This window comes from Pantoea sp. BAV 3049 (genome assembly GCF_009765445.1).
In the GTDB taxonomy this organism is placed as follows: Bacteria; Pseudomonadota; Gammaproteobacteria; order Enterobacterales; family Enterobacteriaceae; genus Erwinia.
This window is the reverse complement of sequence record NZ_WHOY01000031.1, coordinates 3017750-3038123: the sequence shown is the minus strand read 5'-3', so window position 1 is coordinate 3038123 and position 20374 is coordinate 3017750. Positions and strand designations below refer to the sequence as shown.

Annotated in this window: 21 protein-coding genes; 7 read left to right on the top strand and 14 right to left on the bottom strand. The window is 54.9% G+C overall.

Annotated features, from left to right (window positions below; all coding sequences use genetic code 11):
• Positions 1–76: 76 nt before the first annotated feature.
• Genes dxs through xseB form a run of 3 tightly spaced genes read right to left on the bottom strand, consistent with a single transcriptional unit; the run spans position 77 to position 3103 of the window.
• Positions 77–1942: a 1-deoxy-D-xylulose-5-phosphate synthase gene (gene dxs, locus GSQ70_RS15210; RefSeq protein WP_158783325.1), complete on the bottom strand. Its 1866-nt coding sequence runs from the start codon at positions 1940–1942 to the stop codon at positions 77–79.
• A 19-nt stretch (positions 1943–1961) separates the two neighbouring features.
• On the bottom strand, positions 1962–2861 hold the full coding sequence (gene ispA / locus GSQ70_RS15205) for a (2E,6E)-farnesyl diphosphate synthase (protein ID WP_158783324.1): 900 nt from the start codon (positions 2859–2861) through the stop codon (positions 1962–1964).
• Positions 2861–3103, bottom strand: a complete 243-nt coding sequence (gene xseB / locus GSQ70_RS15200) for an exodeoxyribonuclease VII small subunit (RefSeq protein ID WP_158783323.1) — start codon at positions 3101–3103, stop codon at positions 2861–2863. The genes ispA and xseB overlap by 1 nt, the downstream gene beginning before the upstream one ends.
• 228 nt (positions 3104–3331) lie before the next feature.
• Between xseB and thiI the strand changes: the two genes are divergently transcribed.
• Positions 3332–4780, top strand: a complete 1449-nt coding sequence (thiI, locus tag GSQ70_RS15195) for a tRNA uracil 4-sulfurtransferase ThiI (protein WP_158783322.1) — start codon at positions 3332–3334, stop codon at positions 4778–4780.
• A gap of 73 nt (positions 4781–4853) precedes the next feature.
• Here thiI and yajL read toward each other — a convergent pair whose 3' ends face one another.
• Entirely contained in the window at positions 4854–5459 is a 606-nt protein-coding gene (gene yajL / locus GSQ70_RS15190; RefSeq protein ID WP_158783321.1) for a protein deglycase YajL, read from the bottom strand.
• Positions 5413–6333 (bottom strand): 2-dehydropantoate 2-reductase, encoded by a 921-nt coding sequence (gene panE, locus GSQ70_RS15185; protein WP_158783320.1) that lies wholly within the window; start codon positions 6331–6333, stop codon positions 5413–5415. Before panE ends, yajL begins: the two co-directional genes overlap by 47 nt.
• A gap of 173 nt (positions 6334–6506) precedes the next feature.
• Between panE and GSQ70_RS15180 the strand changes: the two genes are divergently transcribed.
• Positions 6507–6998, top strand: a complete 492-nt coding sequence (locus GSQ70_RS15180) for a YajQ family cyclic di-GMP-binding protein (protein ID WP_158783319.1) — start codon at positions 6507–6509, stop codon at positions 6996–6998.
• A 46-nt stretch (positions 6999–7044) separates the two neighbouring features.
• Here the strand turns inward: GSQ70_RS15180 and GSQ70_RS15175 are convergent, their stop codons facing one another.
• The 9 genes from GSQ70_RS15175 to cyoA all read right to left on the bottom strand — a co-directional run bounded on the left by GSQ70_RS15175 (position 7045) and on the right by cyoA (position 16185).
• Positions 7045–7668 (bottom strand): SDR family oxidoreductase, encoded by a 624-nt coding sequence (locus GSQ70_RS15175; RefSeq protein ID WP_158783318.1) that lies wholly within the window; start codon positions 7666–7668, stop codon positions 7045–7047.
• Positions 7668–8162, bottom strand: a complete 495-nt coding sequence (gene hutX, locus GSQ70_RS15170) for a heme utilization cystosolic carrier protein HutX (protein WP_158783317.1) — start codon at positions 8160–8162, stop codon at positions 7668–7670. The genes GSQ70_RS15175 and hutX overlap by 1 nt, the downstream gene beginning before the upstream one ends.
• On the bottom strand, positions 8143–9486 hold the full coding sequence (hutW, locus tag GSQ70_RS15165; protein WP_158783316.1) for a heme anaerobic degradation radical SAM methyltransferase ChuW/HutW: 1344 nt from the start codon (positions 9484–9486) through the stop codon (positions 8143–8145). The genes hutX and hutW overlap by 20 nt, the downstream gene beginning before the upstream one ends.
• A 449-nt stretch (positions 9487–9935) precedes the next feature.
• A complete protein-coding gene (locus GSQ70_RS15160; RefSeq protein ID WP_158783315.1) occupies positions 9936–11300 on the bottom strand; it encodes an MFS transporter in 1365 nt (454 codons plus the stop codon).
• Positions 11301–11427: 127 nt separating this feature from the next.
• Positions 11428–12315 (bottom strand): heme o synthase, encoded by an 888-nt coding sequence (gene cyoE, locus GSQ70_RS15155; protein WP_158783314.1) that lies wholly within the window; start codon positions 12313–12315, stop codon positions 11428–11430.
• 14 nt (positions 12316–12329) lie between these two features.
• Positions 12330–12659: a cytochrome o ubiquinol oxidase subunit IV gene (locus GSQ70_RS15150; protein WP_158783313.1), complete on the bottom strand. Its 330-nt coding sequence runs from the start codon at positions 12657–12659 to the stop codon at positions 12330–12332.
• Positions 12659–13273: a cytochrome o ubiquinol oxidase subunit III gene (locus GSQ70_RS15145; protein ID WP_158783312.1), complete on the bottom strand. Its 615-nt coding sequence runs from the start codon at positions 13271–13273 to the stop codon at positions 12659–12661. The genes GSQ70_RS15150 and GSQ70_RS15145 overlap by 1 nt, the downstream gene beginning before the upstream one ends.
• A complete protein-coding gene (gene cyoB / locus GSQ70_RS15140) occupies positions 13263–15254 on the bottom strand; it encodes a cytochrome o ubiquinol oxidase subunit I (protein ID WP_158783311.1) in 1992 nt (663 codons plus the stop codon). The genes GSQ70_RS15145 and cyoB overlap by 11 nt, the downstream gene beginning before the upstream one ends.
• 4 nt (positions 15255–15258) lie before the next feature.
• The gene (cyoA, locus tag GSQ70_RS15135) at positions 15259–16185 is read right to left on the bottom strand and encodes a cytochrome o ubiquinol oxidase subunit II (protein ID WP_158783310.1); all 927 of its coding nucleotides are present in this window, start codon (positions 16183–16185) and stop codon (positions 15259–15261) included.
• 373 nt (positions 16186–16558) lie between these two features.
• Here cyoA and GSQ70_RS15130 point away from each other — a divergent pair, with 373 nt between their 5' ends.
• From GSQ70_RS15130 to GSQ70_RS15110, 5 genes are all read left to right on the top strand, one after another.
• Complete coding sequence (locus GSQ70_RS15130; protein WP_158783309.1) at positions 16559–16774, top strand: hypothetical protein; 216 nt, start codon at positions 16559–16561, stop codon at positions 16772–16774.
• Positions 16775–16919: 145 nt separating this feature from the next.
• The gene (locus tag GSQ70_RS15125; RefSeq protein ID WP_158783308.1) at positions 16920–17951 is read left to right on the top strand and encodes an ABC transporter substrate-binding protein; all 1032 of its coding nucleotides are present in this window, start codon (positions 16920–16922) and stop codon (positions 17949–17951) included.
• The gene (locus GSQ70_RS15120; RefSeq protein WP_158783307.1) at positions 17948–18940 is read left to right on the top strand and encodes an iron ABC transporter permease; all 993 of its coding nucleotides are present in this window, start codon (positions 17948–17950) and stop codon (positions 18938–18940) included. The genes GSQ70_RS15125 and GSQ70_RS15120 overlap by 4 nt, the downstream gene beginning before the upstream one ends.
• Entirely contained in the window at positions 18937–19719 is a 783-nt protein-coding gene (locus tag GSQ70_RS15115; protein ID WP_370521065.1) for an ABC transporter ATP-binding protein, read from the top strand. The genes GSQ70_RS15120 and GSQ70_RS15115 overlap by 4 nt, the downstream gene beginning before the upstream one ends.
• The gene (locus GSQ70_RS15110) at positions 19709–20368 is read left to right on the top strand and encodes a class I SAM-dependent methyltransferase (protein WP_158783306.1); all 660 of its coding nucleotides are present in this window, start codon (positions 19709–19711) and stop codon (positions 20366–20368) included. Before GSQ70_RS15115 ends, GSQ70_RS15110 begins: the two co-directional genes overlap by 11 nt.
• The last annotated feature ends 6 nt before the right edge of the window (positions 20369–20374 follow it).

Here is a 20374-nt window from a genome sequence, read left to right as displayed (position 1 = left end):
ACGGCTTACCAGCCGGTGAAATTCCCGTTAAGCATAGCAGGTGAAAAGCTCCCCGGACGGGGAGCATCGTGCGGTATTACTGTGCCAGCCAGTGGCTGATTTGCTGTGCAATCCCTTCAGCATCCAGCAGATAGTCATGGCGAATTTCGTCCTGAGTGCCCTGCGGAATAAACTCATCGGGCAGGCCGATATTCAGCACCGGTACCAGCAGCCGTTTAGCCATCAGCAGTTCAATCACGCCGCTACCGGCACCGCCTTTAATCGCCCCTTCTTCCAGAGTGATCAGCGCCTCATGGCTGGCGGCCAGTTCGAGGATTAACGCCTCATCCAGCGGCTTCACAAAGCGCATATCCACCAGAGTGGCATTCAGCGAATCAGCCACCGCGGCCGCTTCTGGCAGCAGCGTACCAAAGTTGAGGATCGCCAGCTTTTCGCCTTCGCGCTTCACCACGCCTTTCCCTAACTGCAGCGAGGAGAGTGGCTTCAGCTCTGCGCCAGTACCTGTTCCGCGCGGATAACGTACGGCGCTCGGCCCCTGAGAGTAGTGGTAGCCGGTATACAGCATCTGGCGGCACTCGTTCTCATCGCTCGGCGTCATGATCACCATATTCGGAATACAGCGCAGGAAGGAGATATCGAAGGCACCCTGGTGAGTCTGCCCGTCCGCGCCGACGATGCCGCCACGGTCAATGGCGAACAGCACCGGCAGTTTCTGGATAGCCACGTCATGGATCAGCTGATCGTAAGCGCGCTGCAGGAAGGTGGAGTAGATCGCCACCACCGGTTTGTAACCGCCAATCGCCAGGCCCGCAGCAAAGGTCACAGCGTGCTGTTCCGCAATTGCTACGTCAAAATACTGCCCCGGGTAGTCGCGTGAGAAGCTGACCATACCGGAGCCTTCACGCATCGCCGGAGTCACAGCCATCAGCTTGTCGTCATCAGCGGCGGTTTCGCTCAGCCACTGACCGAAGATTTTCGAGTAGCCCGGCAGACCTTCTGCCGCTTTTGGCAGCAGACCGCTGGCTGGATCGAACTTCGGCACCGCGTGCCAGGCGATCGGGTCTTTTTCTGCCGGGGCGTAGCCTTTGCCCTTTTTGGTCATGATATGCAGGAACTGCGGGCCTTTCAGGTCACGCATGTTCTTCAGAGTATGCACCAGCGACAGCACGTCGTGGCCATCTACCGGACCGATATAGTTCCAGCCCAGCTCTTCAAACAGCGTGCCGGGCACCACCATCCCTTTCAGATGTTCTTCGGTGCGCTTTACCAGCTCTTTGATCGGCGGCAGGCCGGTCAGCACTTTTTTACCGCCTTCGCGCAGGCGAGAGTAAGTCTTGCCGGAAAGGATCTGCGCCAGGCGATTGTTCAGCGCACCGACGTTTTCTGAAATCGACATTTCGTTGTCGTTCAGCACCACCAGCATGTCCGGCTTGATGTCGCCAGCGTGGTTCATCGCCTCAAACGCCATTCCGGCGGTAATAGCACCGTCGCCAATCACACAGGCTGTACGACGGCCTTTGCCTTCTTTTCCGGCGGCTACGGCCATACCCAGCCCGGCGCTGATCGAGGTGGAGGAGTGGCCGACGTTCAGCACGTCGAACTCGCTCTCATCGCGCCACGGGAATGGATGCAGGCCGTTTTTCTGCCGGATGGTGCCGATACGATCGCGGCGACCGGTCAGAATTTTATGCGGGTAGGCCTGATGGCCCACGTCCCACACCAGATGATCAAATGGCGTGTTATAGACATAATGCAGCGCAACGGTCAGTTCCACCACGCCCAGTCCGGAGGCAAAATGACCGCTGGAGCGGCTGACGCTGTCCAGTAAATACTGGCGCAGATCGTCACAGAGTTTTGGCAGGCTCTCTTTTGGCAGTGAACGTAATTCTTGTACCGAAGCGGCCAGTGCAAGCGTCGGATATTTTGCAGTATCAAAACTCATCAGAGACTCATTGTGGAAGTTATTTATTGCGTTCAATTATGTAACTTGCCAGTGCTTGTAATGATGCTGTGTTAAATGATTGCGCGGCAAGTGTTTCCAGTGCGCTGAGCGATTCCTGATACAGATCCCAGGCTTTTGCACGTGCACCTTCGAGTCCCAACAGGGCTGGATAGGTGCTTTTTCCCAGATCCTGATCGGCTCCCTGCCGCTTTCCGATGACGGCGGTATCGCCCACCACATCGAGTATGTCATCCTGCACCTGGAATGCCAGGCCAATAGCGTTTGCGTAACGGTCCAGCGCTGGTATCGCAGCACGTCCGCGTTCTCCGGCGGCCAGCGCACCCAGGCGGACTGCGGAGCGGATCAGCGCACCGGTTTTATGACGATGAATTTGTTCCAGCGCCGACAGGTTAACCTGCTGGCCTTCAGCCGCCAGATCGAGCGCCTGGCCTCCACACATTCCGGCGACACCGCTGGCCTGTGCCAGTTCGGAAATCATCGCAATCCGGTTGAATTCCGTCACGCCGGGCATCGGTGTATCAGCAAGAATGGTAAATGCCAGCGTTTGCAGCGCATCGCCCGCTAAAATAGCCGTGTCCTCGCCAAATTTAATATGGCAGGTGGGCTGCCCGCGGCGAAGGCTGTCGTCATCCATGGCGGGAAGATCATCGTGGATCAGCGAATAGGCGTGAATGCATTCAACCGCTGCGGCGGGCGCATCCAGCGCGGCGCTGTCGGCGTGCAGCATCTCTCCGGTGGCATACACCAGAAACGGACGCAGCCGCTTACCGCCTAATAATGCACCATATTCCATGGCATTCACCAGAGGAGAACTCTGAAACGGCAATGGGGCAATGAAGCGTTGTAAAGCCTGATTAACGCGCGCGTGGTGCGCGGTCAGAAGGGCGCTAAAATCCATCAGTCATTTTCCGGCGTGAAAGGCTTCAGTTCGGCATCTTTATCATCGCTGAGCAGGATCTGCACGCGCTGCTCTGCCTGTTGCAATTTTTGCTGCCCCACGCGGGCCAGCTGGACGCCACGCTCAAACTCATTGAGCGCCTCTTCCAGCGGCAAATCCCCACTTTCCAGACGAGAGACGATTTGCTCCAGCTGTTCCAGAGAGGTTTCAAAGCTGGCGGGCTGTTCGGCTTTTTTTGGCATTATGGCTCTCGGCTAAGTTGTTTTTTTTCACCTTGGAGCCGTCCATGGTAGCCGACTCATAATGATTAGCAAAATAATGATCTCAACAGATGAAGAAGCAGTCGCCGGACAGGTGTGGTATAATCCGCGGCTTAGCTGCAAAGGGCATAAGCTACTTTGCGAGACGATGATTTTACCCTCTAAGTGCCGATAATACAGCACTTAACTGCCCTTTGAGCCCATGCTTCCATGAAGTTTATCATTAAGCTGTTCCCCGAAATTACCATCAAAAGTCAGTCTGTTCGTCTGCGTTTTATCAAAATCCTGACGACCAACATCCGTAACGTGCTGAAAGACTACGACGACTCGCTGGCGGTTGTCCGCCACTGGGACCATATCGAAGTGCGTGCCAAAGATGAGAACCAGCGCGAAAACATTGTTGACGAACTGCAGCGTATCCCCGGCATCCACCACGTGCTGGCGGTGGAAGACCGGCCGTACACCAATATGCATAACATTTTTGAGCAGGCGCTGGAGCTGTACCGCGAGAGGATCGAAGGGAAAACTTTCTGTGTCCGCGTGAAGCGACGTGGCAAGCAGGACTTCAGCTCACAGGATGTTGAACGCTACGTGGGCGGTGGGCTGAATCAGCACGTTGCCACCGCGCAGGTGAAGCTGAACCATCCGGAAGTCACGGTGCATCTGGAGATCGAAGACGATCGCCTGCTGCTGATCACCGGCCGTTACGAAGGTATCGGGGGCTTTCCTATTGGTACTCAGGAAGATGTGATGTCGCTGATTTCCGGCGGTTTCGACTCCGGTGTCTCCAGCTATATGCTGATCCGTCGTGGCTGCCGCGTGCATTACTGCTTCTTCAACCTTGGCGGTGCAGCACATGAAATCGGTGTCCGTCAGGTGGCGCACTATCTGTGGAATCGCTTTGGACGCTCGCATAAAGTGCGCTTTGTGGCGATCAACTTTGAGCCGGTAGTCGGTGAGATCCTGGAAAAAATCGAAGACGGTCAGATGGGGGTGGTACTCAAGCGCATGATGGTGCGTGCCGCCTCAAAAATTGCCGAGCGCTATGGCGTACAGGCTATCGTGACCGGCGAAGCGCTGGGGCAGGTTTCCAGCCAGACGCTGACTAACCTGCGCCTGATTGATAATGCGTCTGACACGCTGATCCTGCGTCCGCTGATCTCCCACGATAAAGAACACATTATCGATCTGGCCCGCCACATCGGGACGGAAGATTTCGCCCGGACCATGCCGGAATACTGTGGGGTGATTTCAAAAAGCCCGACGGTGAAGGCAGTGAAGGCGAAAATTGAGGCGGAAGAGCAGAATTTCGACTTTGCTATCCTCGACAAAATGGTGGAAGAAGCGACTAATGTCGATATCCGTCAGATTGCAGAAGACACCCAGCAGGAAGTGGTGGAAGTGGAAACCGTGGTTTCCTTTGGCGATAACGATGTGGTGCTGGATATCCGCTCACCCGATGAGCAGGACGACGAGCCGCTGGCTCTGGAAGGGGTGGAAGTGAAGGGTATGCCTTTCTATAAGCTCAGCACCCAGTTCGGCGATCTTGACCAGAGCAAAACCTGGCTGCTGTACTGTGACCGTGGCGTGATGAGCCGCCTGCAGGCGCTTTATCTGCACGAGCAGGGCTTCACTAATGTGAAGGTTTACCGCCCGTAATCTGCGTGGGGCGAAGCGATTCGCCCCTGCTTATACAACCTCAACCGCTCGCTTTTCCTGGCGCTCCAGCCTGCTACTCGATCCACTCGCGGTAATCAAAAATACCGGCTGCCAGTACCAATTGGCTGGCAACTTCGTGCGCTTTTTCTTTCCCGACCAGCAGGTCAATCAGCTTCAGGGCAAAATCGATAGCCGTGCCCGGTCCCTGGCTGGTCAGCAGGTTAACCCGCGGATCCCACACCACACGTTTGTCCATCCACTTGCTGTCAGGAATGGTCTCTTTCAGGCCGGGAAAGCCGGTCATATTGCCGACCGGGAACAGGTCATGCGGCACCAGTACCGTTCCGGCGGCGGCGCAAATGGCCGCCACAATCCGGCCGGAAAGATGAAACTGGCGAACGGTTTCCACCAGCAGTGGGCTGTCACGAAAAGCTTCTGCCCCTTTCAGGCCACCGGGCAGCACGATGGCGGCAAAGTCGTTATCAGCCACTTCAACCAGCGGTGCATCTGCCAGCAGGCGCACGCCTCTTGAACAGCGAATCTCCGTGCTGCCGTCATCCGTTACGCTGGCAGTGGTGACTGACAGGCCACCGCGTACCAGCAAATCAATAGTGGTAACGGCTTCCGTTTCCTCACTGCCAGGTGCCAGGCAAACCAGCACCGATGCGTTCGCGCTCATAATCTTGTTCCTTACGCTTAATCATTTCATAAAGTCGGCTGTTTTCCGGCGTTGTCAGGCCCTGCGCCCGTGCGCGGCGGATCACATAGCCGGTGATATAATCGATCTCTGTTCGCCGTTCTGCACGGATATCCTGCAGCATAGAAGAGGTGTTGGCGGCCGTGCTGTTAATCACATCCATTACGTAATCAAGCAGCGCCTCTCTTGAGGTGTGCTGGCCTTCACGCTCCATCACCATCGCCACTTCGTTACACAGCGCCGCCACCTCCTGCTGATGATTGAGCAACTCACCGTTTGGACAGTCGTACTGCACCGTCAGCGGGTTGATCACGCAGTTAACCGCCAGCTTTTGCCAGGCAGCAGAGGCCACATTGTTGTGCCAGGCCACGTCAGGCAGCGCCTGATGCAGCACTTCGGCCAGGTCGCTGAGTCCTGCCCCATCCGCCGTGGCGGGGCCGATATGGGTGATCCCGGCGGCAACATGCACGATCACCGTTCCGTCTCGTTTGGCGGCGTGAGTGGTGATCCCTCGCAGCAGCGGTTGTTGAACCGCCTTCAGCTCGTCCAGCGTGCCCATGCCGTTGTGCAGCAGAAGAATGGGACAGTCATCACGTATCACAGACTGCAGATTTTTCACCGCTTCGGAGACCTGCCAGGCTTTCAACGTTACCAGGAGCAGATCGCTGTCGGCTAAAAATTTCGGATCGTTGGCAATCCAGGTTTTGTTGATTGCCGTGCCGCCCGGCGTGATGACATTAGCCGAACAGTACGGCTGCGGCACCCGCAGCCAGCCCTGCACCTCATGTCCACGGGCATCAAGTGCCGTAAGCCAGATCTGCCCTAAGGCACCGCATCCCAATACGGTAATCTTCATTCGTCCTCCCCGCGTGCGGGTTGTGTAAAGTCCGCCGTGCTGTCCAACCCTTGCCGGGTAAACCGGGTCCGCGCTGGTGGATACTTTCTTATTATAGCTTTCCACGCCGGTGGTTTTTTTAAACCGGCTAAGTGGGTATTATGCATGTCACTTTAGAATCAGGAGAATACATCATGCCATCTTTCGATATCGTTTCAGAAATTGACATGCAGGAAGTACGAAATGCCGTAGAGAATGCTAACCGTGAAGTCTCAACCCGTTTCGATTTTCGCAACGTCACTGCCAGCTACGAGCTGAACGAGAAAAACGAATCCATAAAGGTGTTGAGCGAGTCTGATTTCCAGGTGAAACAGCTGGTGGATATTATGCGCGAGAAACTGCTGAAGCGCGGCATCGAAGGCGGTGCGCTGGAAGTCCCGGAAGAGATTGAGCACAGCGGCAAGAGCTGGTCGGTGGAAGCGAAGCTGAAGAAAGGCATTCCCGCTGACGTGGCGAAGAAGTTGGTTAAGCTGATCAAAGACAGCAAGATGAAAGTGCAAACGCAGATCCAGGGTGAGGAAGTGCGGGTGACCGGCAAATCGCGTGACGATCTGCAGGGCGCGATGGCGCTGGTTCGTGGCGGCAATCTGGGCCAGCCGTTCCAGTTCAAAAACTTCCGCGATTAAGTAAACAGGGCGAAGATTTTCGCCCTGTTTACTTTGCAGATTGTGGTCAGGCTTTTTGCGATGTCAAGCCCGGTTGAGTCAGGCTGTAGATCTGATTATCCAGCGGTTTCGCGACTAAGGCGGCGATAGTTAATGCCACATCAGCACGGCGGATAAGTCCGTGTACTTCGGTATTTTGCACCAGTTCTCCTTTGCCTGTTGCCTCACCGTTCAGCAGGCCGCCGGGCCGCAAAATACACCAGTCAAGCGTACTGGTTTGCAGCCAGCTTTCGGCCAGCGACTTCTCCCTGACGGCCTGACCAAAAGCCTGTTTAGCCCGGTCAGACAGCGTTGGCCAGCCGTCACCGCAGCCCAGTGAAGTGACCATCAGCATTTTCCGGATCCCAGCCTGCTCCGCGCAGTCAATCACCGTCCGGTGTGCGGGGTAATCGTGGCTGCCGCCCATGGTTGAGACAATCACCGCATCCGGCCCGGCAGCCTGGCATACCTGCGTCACGGCATTTTCGTCGCAGGCGTCACCGATCATAATCTGAATATTCATCGCGGCCAGTCGATCGGCATCTTCCTGCTTCCTGACCAATGCCAGCACGGGTTGCTGATGAGCCAGCGCGTGCTGCACCAGCAGCAATCCGGTACCCTTAGCAGCACCAAAAATCAGCCATGTCGCCATTATTTTTCTTCCTGTTGCAGAGCTTCAGCCAGCTGGCGGAAGGCGGTAAGCTGTTCGGTCAACAGCTGATGATGGCTGTCGCGGCCGACAAAGATCTTCAGCATAGCCTGGCCCTGGACATTGAGGAAAATTACCGAGGCGGTTGCCATGCCCATAAACGGTCGCTCGACGAAGGCGATGCGCTGGCAGTGGCTGGCTTTAATATGGCCGCTTAATCCCTTTTTGCCGCGCAGATTAAAATAGCCGTGGCCGTGATGGCCGGAAGGCAGCTCCCCGTGAAACTCCAGAATGATATCCGGATTATTCACCAGCGTGGTGACTTCACCCCAGCCGGTGATGGCATCCCAGACGGCATCAAACTGCACGCCGCTAACCAGCGTTTTCTCCGGCATTGCCTCAATGGCAGACTGTAGCGGCACGGCATAGCGGGCAGCAATCTCTTCCAGTGTGCCTTCCGGCCCGGTTTGCATAAACTCAGTGAGGGTGGGTTGCATGGTGACTTCCTTTTTCAGAGTGGGTTACAGAGAGCTGCAGTAAAATATCAGAAAGCGACTGCATCAGATTATTGGCCCAGAAGCGGCCACTGTCTGTCATACGCAGGCACAAATCGTTGCCGGTCAACAGCCCGGACTGGTACCACTGATCGACGAGTGGCTGAAGCTGGGCAGCATCGGCGGTCAGTTCAGTTAAATCCACCCGGCCAATTTCAATGCCTGCCTGTAACTGGTGCCGCCACTGATGCGAGCTTTGCATTGCTGGCGTCATCATGCCAATGGGCTTATGGCCGTTATCCAGCGAGCTGTAGTAGCTCTTCAGCTGGCGATCGATCATATAAGCCTGGCCGTTCAGGTTACCTCCGGCACCGGATCCCAGCGCCAGGCAGTCCGCGCCCTGTTTGATCAGCAGGTTGTACAGGTTGCGTTCGCGCGTGGTTCTGGCCCAGTGGCTGTTGCTCAGCTGTCGCCAGCCAAATTCTGCCAGCAGCGCTGCACCCTGCATATAGAGCTCGCGCCGCTCCGTCACATCCGGCAGCGCCACTCGTTCGTTATCGACGGCTTTCGCCAGCGGAGTGGTAGGGAGCAGGTTCAGCGCATAGAGATCCACGCCATCCAGACCGATATCCCTCACTGTTTCCAGGTCCCGATGCCAGTGGCTGGCAGTTTGTCCGGGCAGGCCGAAGATCAGATCGCAGACCACGGCAGCACGATCGCGTCGGCACAGTTTTTCGAGAAAGGCGATAGATTGCTGGCGGTCAGAGGTGCGGGCCATTTTCTTGCGGATGCGGCTGTCAAAAGTCTGGATGCCAATAGAGAAACGGTTTGCTCCGGCATCCAGGCAGGCATCGATCCTTTCGTCGTCAAAGTTCAGGATGCGCCCTTCAATAGTGATTTCGCAGTCCGGTGCCAGCGGCAGGCGCTCTTTCAGCAGGCTGATAACATGGTACAACCCCTGAGCGGAGAGGGCGGTTGGCGTGCCACCGCCAAAATAGACGGCATGAATGGGCGCAGACTGATGCAGCGGGCTGTCTGCCTCCATCTCGATTTCACGCAGTAAGTAGCTGACGTATTTTTCGGCTTCGTCCGGCTGAAATTTATTCTGATAAAAACCGCAGAAGGTACAGTGGGTGGCGCAAAATGGCACATGAAGGTAGACCAGTCGTTTGCGTGGTGGCACCGGATGCAGCAGCAGGTTTTGCCATGCGGGCTGGATAGCTTCTGCGGGAAGGGGGGCTGTGTTACGCCACGGCATCGCGGCACGTCGTTCATTAAAGGCCTGAATGCCGGGGAGGGCGAACCAGGGGGACAGATCAATCGACATAAACCTCATCCATGGGGCAGGGAAGAATGAGACTTATTAAAAGATAATCATTATCATTTAGCAAAGTTAACTGACGTGGGGATGATTCAGGTCAAAAACGGGGAAGGGTATGGGAGCGATGGGGGGCATCAAACAGTGAACAGTAAACATCAAAACAGTGCTTTACAGGGAACACAGGCCGCTCATAAAGACGCAAAAATCGCCATCCCTGGCCGCTCGACCCGCACCGTCCATGGTGCGGGATGCTTTATTCCCGACCTGTGTTCCCCTACTGTGAATTGGGAGGAAATTAGCCCTTAACGACAGAACAACACTTTGGCCTGCCTACAACGTGCAACCACGGTGTAACCGACAGCCAGGGCGGCAGAATCGCTCAAATCTCTGACTTCCGCGCACGGACGCGATGTTACCTGCACTTTGAGCCAGGAAGTTGTTTCCCAGAGGTTTACTCAGCAGCTGGCGACCAGCGCTTCCAGTTCAGGCCGGTTGGTCACCTTGCTGTCGATCTTCACGTAGGCACTTTTCTCTTCCGGCACAATAAAGACGGAAGCGACGCCTGGCTGGGCTTTCAGTCGTTTTTCCAGCGCATCTTTATCCAGATTATCGTCCTTCAGCAGAATACGCAGGCTGCTGACGTAAGGGGGTTCCTGCATGGTGCAGCTGACCAGCAGCCAGACTACGGCGATAATCGAGCCGACCAGAAACACGGTCTGTGCGTCGAAATGACCGAATACCCAACCACCCAGGCTGCCGCCGATGGCCACACCAATAAACTGGCTGGTGGAGTAGAGGCCCATCGCTGTGCCTTTATAGCCAGGAGGCGACTCTTTACTCACCAGCGAAGGCAGGATCGCTTCCATCAGATTGAAGCCAATAAAGAACAGCTGCACGCCAACCACCAGCGTCCAGAAGTGGTTGCCTGCGCCCCACAGCACCACTTCCGCAATCAGCATCAGTGCCACGCAGCAGACAAACACCCGCTTCATCTTGCGCTTCACTTCCGCATAAATGATAAACGGGATCACTCCGCAGAAGGCAATCAGCATGGTGACCAGGTAGATTTTCCAGTGCTGTTCAGCCGGGAAACCGGCGTTTTCAAATTCGCCCGGCAGCGCCACAAAGCTCGACATCAGCATAATATGCAGGCACATGATGCCGAAATTCAGCTTCACCAGACGGCTGTTTGCCAGCACCTTACGGATGCTACCTTTCACCATGCCCGATTCACGGTTCAGCACGTGACTGGAGGCGTTTGGCACCACCAGCAGAGTGATTACGATACCGCTGGCCGCGAGGACAGCAATCATCCAGAACAGCGCGTGCAGACCCAACGCATGCGTAATGATCGGGCCGAGCACCATAGCAATGGCAAAGGTGATACCAAAGCTGATGCCGATAAAGGCCATGGCTTTGGTGCGGTTCTGTTCCCGGGTCAGATCTGACAGCAGAGCCATCACTGCTGCTGCAATCGCACCGGAGCCTTGCAACGCACGGCCGAGGATCACTCCCCAGATGGACGTGGTGCAGGCAGCAATCACGCTACCAAGAACAAAAATCAGTAACCCGCCGACGATTAACGGCTTGCGACCAATGCGGTCAGACAATAAGCCGAAGGGGATTTGGAATACGGCCTGCGCTAAACCGTAGATGCCGATGGCGAGTCCTATTAATGCTTCACTTGCTCCCTGTAATGCCATGCCATAAGTAGTCAGGACGGGCAGCACCATAAACATTCCCAGCATACGCAGGGAAAAGACCGTCCCTAAACCCCATGTCGCACGCAGCTCGACCGGAGTCATTTTATTATCGTTCATTACAACCTCAATTTATCAGGTGCAGGTATTTTAAGGGGCAGGGCAGGGTGGGTAAAATACTTCTTATTAAACAGTCGTAACAAAAAGAAAGGGCGCGATAATCGCGCCCTTTATGATGAGGTCTGTCTTACCAGACGTAAGTCAGCAGGTCTTTTGAGGCCGGAGCCATAAAATCGACCGACATCATTACGCTCAGGGCAGTAATGGCGACGATAGAGAAGACGAACAGCTTACGGGCCCAGACGCGGTCATTCTGCGTTTTGTACCCTGAAAGCGCCATCCCCAGCCACCACACGCTGACCGCTGCAGCCACCACCAGATACTTGTAGCCTGCGTAACCCACCAGCGTCAGCATCAGGGTGGCAATCATAAACGCGAGGATATACAGCGTGATATGATTTTTCGCCACGGAGATACCTTTTACCACCGGCAGAACCGGGATATTCGCAGCCTGGTAATCTTTAAAGCGGAAGATGGCAATCGCATAGGAATGCGGCATCTGCCACAGGCTAAAGATAGCCAGCAGGATTAACGCACCAGCATCAAACTGGTTGGTCACGGCGCAGTAGCCAATCACCGGCGGCGCAGCACCGGAGAGGCTGCCAATCAGCGTGCCGTAGACAGACTTGCGCTTCATGTACAGGCTATAAATGCCGACATAAACCACAAAGCCCATCACCGCCAGCCACATGGCCAGCGGGTTAGCTCCGAAATACAGCAACGCGAATCCAGCAATACCCAGAACGGTTGCATAAACCAGAGAGACTGTCGGAGAAATGAGGCCTTTAACCAGCACCCGATTTCTGGTCCTCTCCATTTTCACGTCGATGTCACGATCGATAAAGTTGTTATAAACACAACCCGATGCGACCACCAGCGAGACGCCGACTAAGGTGGAGAAAAACAGGGCATAGTCAATGTGGCCTTTCGAGGCCAGCAGAAAACCCCCGATCACAGAAATCAGATTTCCGAAAATAATTCCTGGTTTCGTTACTTGCAGGTATTGCTTAATCATCACTGGTAGCTCGGTTAGTTGGCCATCATGTTGTAGTTGAGGTTCCACATGATCCATAGCGAGCCAACAACAACTATCAAGATGATTATTGCGGCAAAAACAATTGCCACAAGGTTCCATCTTTCTTCAGAAGAGGTGTTCAGGTGCAGGAAGTACACCAGGTGCACCAGCACCTGGACAATCGCACAAACCAGAACCACACCGAGGATGGTCGCTTTAGAAGCGCCGCCGTCCATGACCATCCAGAACGGGATCGCGGTCAGAATGATCGACAGGATAAAGCCGATCATATAAGACTTCACGCTACCGTGTGACGCACCATGTTCGTTAACAGAATGACTCATTACATGGCTCCCATCAGGTAAACAATGGTGAATACACAGATCCACACCACGTCCAGGAAGTGCCAGAACAGGCTCAGGCACATCACACGGGTGCGGTTAGTTTCAGACAGACCACGTTTGGAGATTTGGTACATCAGTACCGCCATCCAAATCAGACCTGAAGTCACGTGCAAACCGTGCGTCCCTACCAGCGTAAAGAACGCGGAGAGGAAGCCACTGCGCTGCGGACCAAAACCTTCCATGATCAGATGATGGAATTCATAGATTTCCATCCCGATAAAGCCCAGACCGAACAGGAAAGTCAGCGCCAGCCAGCCGATAACGGAGCCTTTGCTGCCTTTGTTCATGCTGATCACGGCAAAACCATAGGTAATGGAGCTCAGCAGCAGCAGGGCGGTTTCACCCAGTACGAACGGCAGTTCAAAAATATCTTTACCAGCCGGGCCGCCAGCGGTGTTGTTAACCATCACACCGAAAGTAGCAAACAGGGTGGCGAAGATGATGCAGTCGCTCATCAGGTAGATCCAGAAGCCAAAGACCTTATTGGCTCCTGCATCGTGATGCCCATGCTCCGCATGGGCGTCGTGGTGTTTAGTCAGAGTTTCAGTTGACATTTTTCAGTCCTGCTTTGCTAATTTCGTCAAAGTGCTGATTCTCGATTTTTTCGATCTCGGCAACGGGAACGTAGTAATCAACGTCTTCGTCGAAGCTCTTGATGACCCAGGTCAGGATCATGCCGAGGAACGACAGACCCACCAGCCACCAGATGTGCCAGATAGCTGCGAAACCGAACACCAGGCTGAATGCACCGATCACCACACCAGCACCGCTGTTTTTCGGCATGTGGATCTCAGCGTAGTGAGCAGGCTGTTTGTACGCTTCGCCTTTTTCCTTCATTTCCCAGAACGCATCGCGCTCGTGGATAACAGGCACTTCAGCAAAGTTGTAGAACGGTGGTGGTGAAGAGGTTGCCCACTCCAGAGTACGGCCGCCCCATGGATCACCAGTCAGATCACGCAGCTGCTCACGGTCACGTACGGAGACCCAGAACTGAGTGATCTGGCAGATAACGCCACAGGCAATCAGTGCTGCGCCGCCCGCTGCAACAACCAGCAGTGGGTGGAACTGAGGATCGATATTCTGACTCAGACGACGGGTCATCCCCATGAAGCCCAGCGCGTACAGCGGCATAAAGGCAACGAAGAAGCCGATGATCCAGAACCAGAAGGCGCGGATACCCCATTTCTCGTTCAGGCAGAAGCCGAACGCTTTCGGGAACCAGTAAGTCACACCAGCGAAGCAACCGAACACCACACCACCGATAATCACGTTATGGAAGTGAGCAATCAGGAACAGACTGTTGTGCAGAACGAAGTCCGCACCTGGCACCGCCAGCAGAACACCGGTCATACCACCTACGGAGAAGGTGACCAGGAAGCCCACGGTCCACAGCATGGCAGAGTGCATCTGAATGCGGCCCTGGTACATGGTGAACAGCCAGTTAAAGATCTTAACACCGGTCGGGATGGCGATAATCATCGTCATAATACCGAAGAAGGCGTTAACGTTCGCTCCTGCACCCATGGTGAAGAAGTGGTGCAGCCACACGATAAAGGACAGGATGGTGATAACAATCGTTGCCCAGACCAGTGAGGTGTAACCAAACAGGCGTTTTTTGGAGAAGGTTGCCACCACTTCGGAGAACACACCGAAGACTGGCAGAACCAGAATGTAAACTTCCGGATGGCCCCAAACCCAGATCAGGTTGACGTACATCATCATGTTGCCGCCCATTTCATTGGTGAAGAAATGGAAGCCCAGATAACGGTCAAGGGTCAGCAGTGCAAGCGTCACGGTCAGCACCGGGAAGGCCGCGATAATCAGTACGTTAGTACACAGCGAAGCCCAGGTGAACACCGGCATTTTGAACATGGTCATGCCAGGAGCACGCATTTTCAGGATAGTAACGAAGAAGTTAATACCCGTTAATGTCGTCCCGATCCCCGACAGCTGCAGACTCCATATCCAGTAGTCAACACCGACCCCTGGACTGTATTCCGCACCGGAAAGTGGTGGGTATGCCAGCCAGCCGGTCTGAGCGAACTCGCCCACCCCCAGTGACAGGTTAACCAGCACCACACCCACAGCCGTGAACCAGAAGCTCAGGTTGTTCAGGAACGGGAAGGCTACGTCGCGTGCACCGATCTGCAGAGGAACAGCGATGTTCATCAGACCGACAACAAACGGCATCGCTACGAAGAAGATCATGATCACGCCGTGAGCGGTGAAGATCTGGTCGTAGTGATGGGGAGGCAGGAACCCGGCCTCGCCGGCAGAAGCCAGCACTTGCTGGCTACGCATCATGACCGCATCGGCAAAGCCGCGCAGCAGCATGACGAAGGCCATGATGATATACATGATACCGAGTTTTTTGTGGTCAACAGACGTCAGCCATTCTGACCACAGGTATTGCCACTTACCGAAGTAAGTGATTGCTCCAGCAACCGCCAGACCACCAAGAATGATGGCGGCAACCGTAACCACGATAATCGGCTCGTGATACGGTACTGCATCAAGGGTTAATTTTCCCAACATCGTATTATTCCTCGGCTCCAGCTTTAGGGGCGTCGCTCATGTCCATGCCTTCGTGTCCGGACATGTCCATTTTCCCGTGGTTCATCATGAACTTGTCAATAACCTGCTTGAACAGTCCAGGATTAGCAGTAGAGAAGAACTCAACAGGATGGTTTTCGCTAGGCGCGGCCAGTTTCTCGAAGTCATCCATGGTCATCAGCGTATTGGATGATTCTTTCGCCTTTGCAACCCACTGATCGAATGATGCCTGGTCAGGAGTGGCGATCGCTTTGAACTTCATACCTGAGAAGCCACGACCACTGAAGTTAGCGGAGATACCGTCAAACGTGCCGGGTTCATTCGCAATCAGATGCAGTTTGGTCTGCATGCCCGCCATAGCGTAAATCTGGCTACCGAGGGTAGGAATGAAGAAGGAGTTCATCACGGAGTTGGAAGTGATTTTGAAGTTCACTGGCGTGTTAGCCGGGAACGCGATCTGGTTCACTGTCGCAATACCCTGTTCCGGGTAGATAAACAGCCATTTCCAGTCCAGTGCCACCACGTCGATCTCAACTGGCTTCACATCAGAGGCCAGAGGCTTGCTTGGTTCCAGCGCGTGGGTCGATTTCCACGTCAGTACACCAAGGAAGATAATAATCAAGATGGGAACAGTCCACACCACGGCTTCCACTTTATTTGAGTGTGACCAGTTAGGGCTGTATTTGGCATTGGTATTGGATGCCCGATATTTCCAGGCGAACACCACAGCCATTAAGACTGCCGGAATAACGACGATCATCATCAAGCCAAAGGCTGTCAGTATCAGCGAACGTTGCTCCAATGCAATCTGTCCTTTGGGATTCAACAATGCACTATCACAGCCACTTAACAATAAAGTGCCTGCAATTAATGACAAAATCCCCAAACTTTTATTGTATTTCCTGAGTCTCATTTAACGACCTCAATGACAAGGGCTCTATTGTCGTTTAAGTGTGGCGGCATTTTACGGGAACGTTTCATTACTGTAAACCAGCAACAGCTTGTGTCAGCGCCATGTTGACACCTTTTGCAAAGGCTGTCACAGATGTTGCTGGAGGTGACAAAATATGAATGGAGGCAAGGGTTTGGAGGCAATATAACAAAAACCTATCGAATAACCCCTTCAAAAATCGTGGCTGCTATAACCAGCGAATTTGGTACTCAAATATTTAACATATTTGCATCATTTGGGCGATGTGAATTATACAATAATAATAACGCACCGGTTTTTAATATTCTACACGGAGGGAATGTTGCGGGATAAACCTTTTAGGAAATAACGGAGAATGGCCAAATTATCCCCGCAGGCAATTGTTAAAAATCGTGTGTTTCCCGACCGCAACCCCCCTTTTTTGAGCGTCAAAAAAAGCCTTTTTGTTGCGGCATTGTTAGGTGCAATTTTTTCACTTCACTTCCTTCTGTCGGCAGTGGGGTCAGCGCCGCCCGTTTTGTTCCTGCATGAGTGGGTGTTTTTCCAAATGGTGCCAGAAATATGCCTGTAAATTGGGTGGTGCACCTCCAAATTTGGGCAGTTAATCCGAGCGGAATCACACTGTTCAGGCTGGTTATCATTTCAGTGTTGACAATATCCCGGGAGCATTATCATTATATAACCCGCTATATAGCGACTGAAAACAGGGAGTTGATATGGATATCACCCGACGCCGTCTGGCTGGCTTTGTTGCCGCCAGTGGCCTTCTCTCAATACTGCCTTTTCCGGTCCTGGCGACTGCACCAGGCCTGTTTATTTATGGCAAACTTCCCTCACCTTCCCGAATTCGTACCGTTCTGAGCGCTGGTGCGCCCGGCGACCCGTTGCTGCTGGCGCTGGTTCCTGAAAAACTGCTGGGTTTATCCTTTTTTGAACTCGCTCAGCCGGGCAATGAATTTCTGCCGGAGAAGATCCGCCGCCTGCCGAAAATTAGCCGTCTGGCTGGTCGGGCAAGTACGCTCTCACTGGAGCGGGTGATGGCGCTTCAGCCTGATGTCATCGTTGACTGTGGTACGGCGGATGCAACTTATCGTTCGCTGGCAGAGAGAATCAGCGCCCGAACCGGTATTCCGTGGGTGCTGGTTGATGGCGGGTTAGCGTCCACGCCCCGCCAATTGCGGCAGGTTGGGGGGCTTCTTGGGGTAAGCGACCGGGCTGAACAACAGGCCCGGCTGGCTGAAAAATTTCTCAGCGAGGCGACGGTTTTTGCCGCCCGGCAGTCTTCAACCCGGACGTTTTATTCAGCCAGGGGGGTAAGGGGGCAGGAAACAGGGCTGGAAGGATCTTTGCACACGGCTGCTGCAGAACTGCTGGGGCTGGAAAATGTGGCAAAACAGGTCGGACAGTCGCGGCTGGCACAGGTTTCAATGGAGCAGATCCTTGACTGGCAGCCTTCTCTGGTGATCACCCAGAGCCAGAGCGCATGGCAACATATTACCACCGATGTCGTCTGGCAGGGTGTGAAAGCGGTGCAGGATCGGCAGGTCCTGCTGTTTCCCCGGCATCCTTTCGGCTGGCTGGATGCGCCTCCTGGCGTCAACCGGTTGATGGGGCTGCGTACTCTGCAGGCGCATTTTGATCCGCAGGTTAAACAGAGACTGGAGCGGGATCGGGCGCTGTTTTTTAAATTGTTTTATCACGCGGAGCCTGATGTGAGCCAGTGGCAGCATCTGCTGAGTCCTTCATGAAAAGCTGGATGCAGTGGCTGATTGCCGCCGGGATAGCGCTGACCTGCGTAGTCGTTTCAGTTGGCGTTGGTGCGTTCCCTCTGACCGTTGCGCAGATGATCGGCCTGATCTTTCATCCGGGAGAAATCAGCCAGGCACCTGAACCGGGGATCGTCTTCTGGCAGATCCGACTGCCGCGTATTGCGGCCGCGTTGCTCATTGGTGCCGGGCTTTCCGCAGCCGGAGCCGCTTATCAGGGGATCTTCCGCAATCCGCTGGTGTCGCCGGATATTCTGGGCGTTTCCGCAGGAGCTGGCCTGGGAGCCTCGCTGGCGATTTTGCTGGAAATGCCGGTGATCGCCATTCAGGCGTTCGCTTTTGTCGGTGGCCTGGTCGTGGTCACTCTTGCGACGGGGATTGCCCGCATGGCACGCCGGCACGACGCTGTTTTGTCGCTGGTGCTGGTGGGTATTGCCCTTGGGGCATTGTGCGGTGCGGCAATCTCGCTGATTAAAGTTATCTCCGATCCTTACACACAATTGCCGACCATTACCTTCTGGCTGTTGGGCAGTTTATCAGCCATAACTCGCGGCGACCTGATGACCGCCGGGGCCGGGATTATCGCCGGGCTGATGCCGTTGCTGCTCCTGCGCTGGCGGGTCAATTTGCTCAGCCTGCCAGATGAGGAGGCACAGGCACTTGGTGTGAATGTCACCCGGATCCGCGTTCTCTTTATTGTCTGCGCCACACTGGTAACGGCCAGCGCGGTAGCGGTCGCCGGAGTGATTGGCTGGGTTGGGCTGGTGGTGCCGCATATCTGCCGTTTGCTGGTGGGAGCCAACTACCTGCGTTTGCTTCCCTTGTCGCTCTTTTGCGGAGGATTGTTTTTGCTGCTGACCGACACTCTGGCCCGTACCCTGGGCGCGATTGAGCTGCCACTTGGGATCCTCACTTCCTTTACTGGCGCTCCCTTTTTTCTGTTGCTGCTTCTGCGCGGAGGACGAAGGTGATGGTGTTACAGTTCGACAGGGTGACGCTTGGCTATTTTGGCGTCAGCATCTTGCGTGAAGTCAGTTTCAGCCTGCGTCGGGGAGAGATTTGCTGCCTGCTCGGCGGCAATGGCAGCGGAAAAAGCACACTGTTGCGCAGCCTGGTCGGGGCGATTAAACCTTCTGCGGGTGCCATTAACCTTGCGGGTAAACCGCTCGGTAGCTGGTCGGTGCGTGAGCGGTCAGCCCTTGTTGGTTGGGTGCCTCAGTCGCACCACACTCCGTTTGCTTTCAGCGTACTGGATATGGTGATGATGGGCAGCACAGCCGGGCAGGGAATCTTCAGTTCACCCGGCAAAAAGCAGCGCGACCAGGCCCGCAGCGCCCTCGCCGGGCTGGGGATCGGCAGGCTGGAGCCGCGGCTCTGGCCTACGCTGAGCGGCGGAGAACAGCAGTTGGTGCTGATTGCCCGGGCGCTGGTGCAGCAGCCACAGCTGATGCTGTTAGATGAACCCGCTGCCAGCCTGGATTTTGGCCACCAGATCGCTCTGCTGGAGCAGATCCAGCAGCTGAAAAAATCAGGAATGACCCTGCTGATCGCGACTCACCATCCCATGCATGCCAGTGCGGTGGCCGACCGGGTGGCTTTCGTCAGCCCGGCAACAGGTGTCACCATCGGCTCTCCGGCAACCATGCTAACCAGCGAATCGCTGGCAACCCTTTATCAGGTACAGGCGGAAGATATCCGTCGCCATCTGAATCTCAGCAGCCAGCTACAGGAGAAAGACCATGCTGATTGATGACATTGATTTCGCGGCCCTTTATCAGCAGCAGCTCAGGCTGGCAAAGCGTACCGAAAAGAGCCCGGAATACTGGGACGGGCGTGCACAGGAAATGTCTGCCATTTGTGCCAGCCCGCAAAGCCCTTATCTGCAGCAACTGCTGGCCAAAATTGATTTCACTGGCGCTTCCACTTTACTGGATGTCGGCTGTGGCCCCGGCACGGTCTGCCTGAATGCAGCTTCGCGGCTTGAGCAGGTTTACGGCATTGATTACAGCTCCGGCATGCTGGAGGCGGCCGCGCAGAAGGCAAAAGTGATGGGGGTGAACAACGTCACTCTGCTACAACGAGCCTGGGAAGAGTGTTGGGACGAGCTTCCCGTCTGTGATATTGCCGTGGCATCACGCTCCACGCTGGTGGGGGATCTGCGTGACGCGATGTTCAAACTCAATCAGCAGGCACGCCTGCGAATCTACACCACCCACACGGTGACCGGCAGGTTCGGCGATCCGCAACCGGGCGAAGAAGAAAAACCCGAGCTGCCGAACTATATCTATGCCGTTAACGTGCTGTACCAGATGGGCATTCAGGCGCGGGTGGATTTTATCCGGCATCCTGCCGCCCGTGACTGGGCGCTGGTGTCCTGGGACCGGGTATCGCTGACTTAAGGAGAT

Excerpts from the sequence above, each read along its gene's own strand:
- GSQ70_RS15150 (WP_158783313.1), bottom strand. The coding sequence starts at position 12,659 with ATGAGTCATTCTGTTAACGAACATGGTGCGTCACACGGTAGCGTGAAG.
- hutW (WP_158783316.1), bottom strand. The coding sequence starts at position 9,486 with ATGTCGATTGATCTGTCCCCCTGGTTCGCCCTCCCCGGCATTCAGGCC.
- GSQ70_RS15180 (WP_158783319.1), top strand. The coding sequence starts at position 6,507 with ATGCCATCTTTCGATATCGTTTCAGAAATTGACATGCAGGAAGTACGA.
- ispA (WP_158783324.1), bottom strand. The coding sequence starts at position 2,861 with ATGGATTTTAGCGCCCTTCTGACCGCGCACCACGCGCGCGTTAATCAG.
- GSQ70_RS15130 (WP_158783309.1), top strand. The coding sequence starts at position 16,559 with ATGGCCAAATTATCCCCGCAGGCAATTGTTAAAAATCGTGTGTTTCCC.
- GSQ70_RS15120 (WP_158783307.1), top strand. The coding sequence starts at position 17,948 with ATGAAAAGCTGGATGCAGTGGCTGATTGCCGCCGGGATAGCGCTGACC.
- xseB (WP_158783323.1), bottom strand. The coding sequence starts at position 3,103 with ATGCCAAAAAAAGCCGAACAGCCCGCCAGCTTTGAAACCTCTCTGGAA.
- cyoA (WP_158783310.1), bottom strand. The coding sequence starts at position 16,185 with ATGAGACTCAGGAAATACAATAAAAGTTTGGGGATTTTGTCATTAATT.
- GSQ70_RS15110 (WP_158783306.1), top strand. The coding sequence starts at position 19,709 with ATGCTGATTGATGACATTGATTTCGCGGCCCTTTATCAGCAGCAGCTC.
- cyoB (WP_158783311.1), bottom strand. The coding sequence starts at position 15,254 with ATGTTGGGAAAATTAACCCTTGATGCAGTACCGTATCACGAGCCGATT.
- panE (WP_158783320.1), bottom strand. The coding sequence starts at position 6,333 with ATGAAGATTACCGTATTGGGATGCGGTGCCTTAGGGCAGATCTGGCTT.
- GSQ70_RS15125 (WP_158783308.1), top strand. The coding sequence starts at position 16,920 with ATGGATATCACCCGACGCCGTCTGGCTGGCTTTGTTGCCGCCAGTGGC.
- GSQ70_RS15145 (WP_158783312.1), bottom strand. The coding sequence starts at position 13,273 with ATGTCAACTGAAACTCTGACTAAACACCACGACGCCCATGCGGAGCAT.
- GSQ70_RS15175 (WP_158783318.1), bottom strand. The coding sequence starts at position 7,668 with ATGGCGACATGGCTGATTTTTGGTGCTGCTAAGGGTACCGGATTGCTG.
- yajL (WP_158783321.1), bottom strand. The coding sequence starts at position 5,459 with ATGAGCGCGAACGCATCGGTGCTGGTTTGCCTGGCACCTGGCAGTGAG.
- dxs (WP_158783325.1), bottom strand. The coding sequence starts at position 1,942 with ATGAGTTTTGATACTGCAAAATATCCGACGCTTGCACTGGCCGCTTCG.
- GSQ70_RS15160 (WP_158783315.1), bottom strand. The coding sequence starts at position 11,300 with ATGAACGATAATAAAATGACTCCGGTCGAGCTGCGTGCGACATGGGGT.
- thiI (WP_158783322.1), top strand. The coding sequence starts at position 3,332 with ATGAAGTTTATCATTAAGCTGTTCCCCGAAATTACCATCAAAAGTCAG.
- hutX (WP_158783317.1), bottom strand. The coding sequence starts at position 8,162 with ATGCAACCCACCCTCACTGAGTTTATGCAAACCGGGCCGGAAGGCACA.
- cyoE (WP_158783314.1), bottom strand. The coding sequence starts at position 12,315 with ATGATTAAGCAATACCTGCAAGTAACGAAACCAGGAATTATTTTCGGA.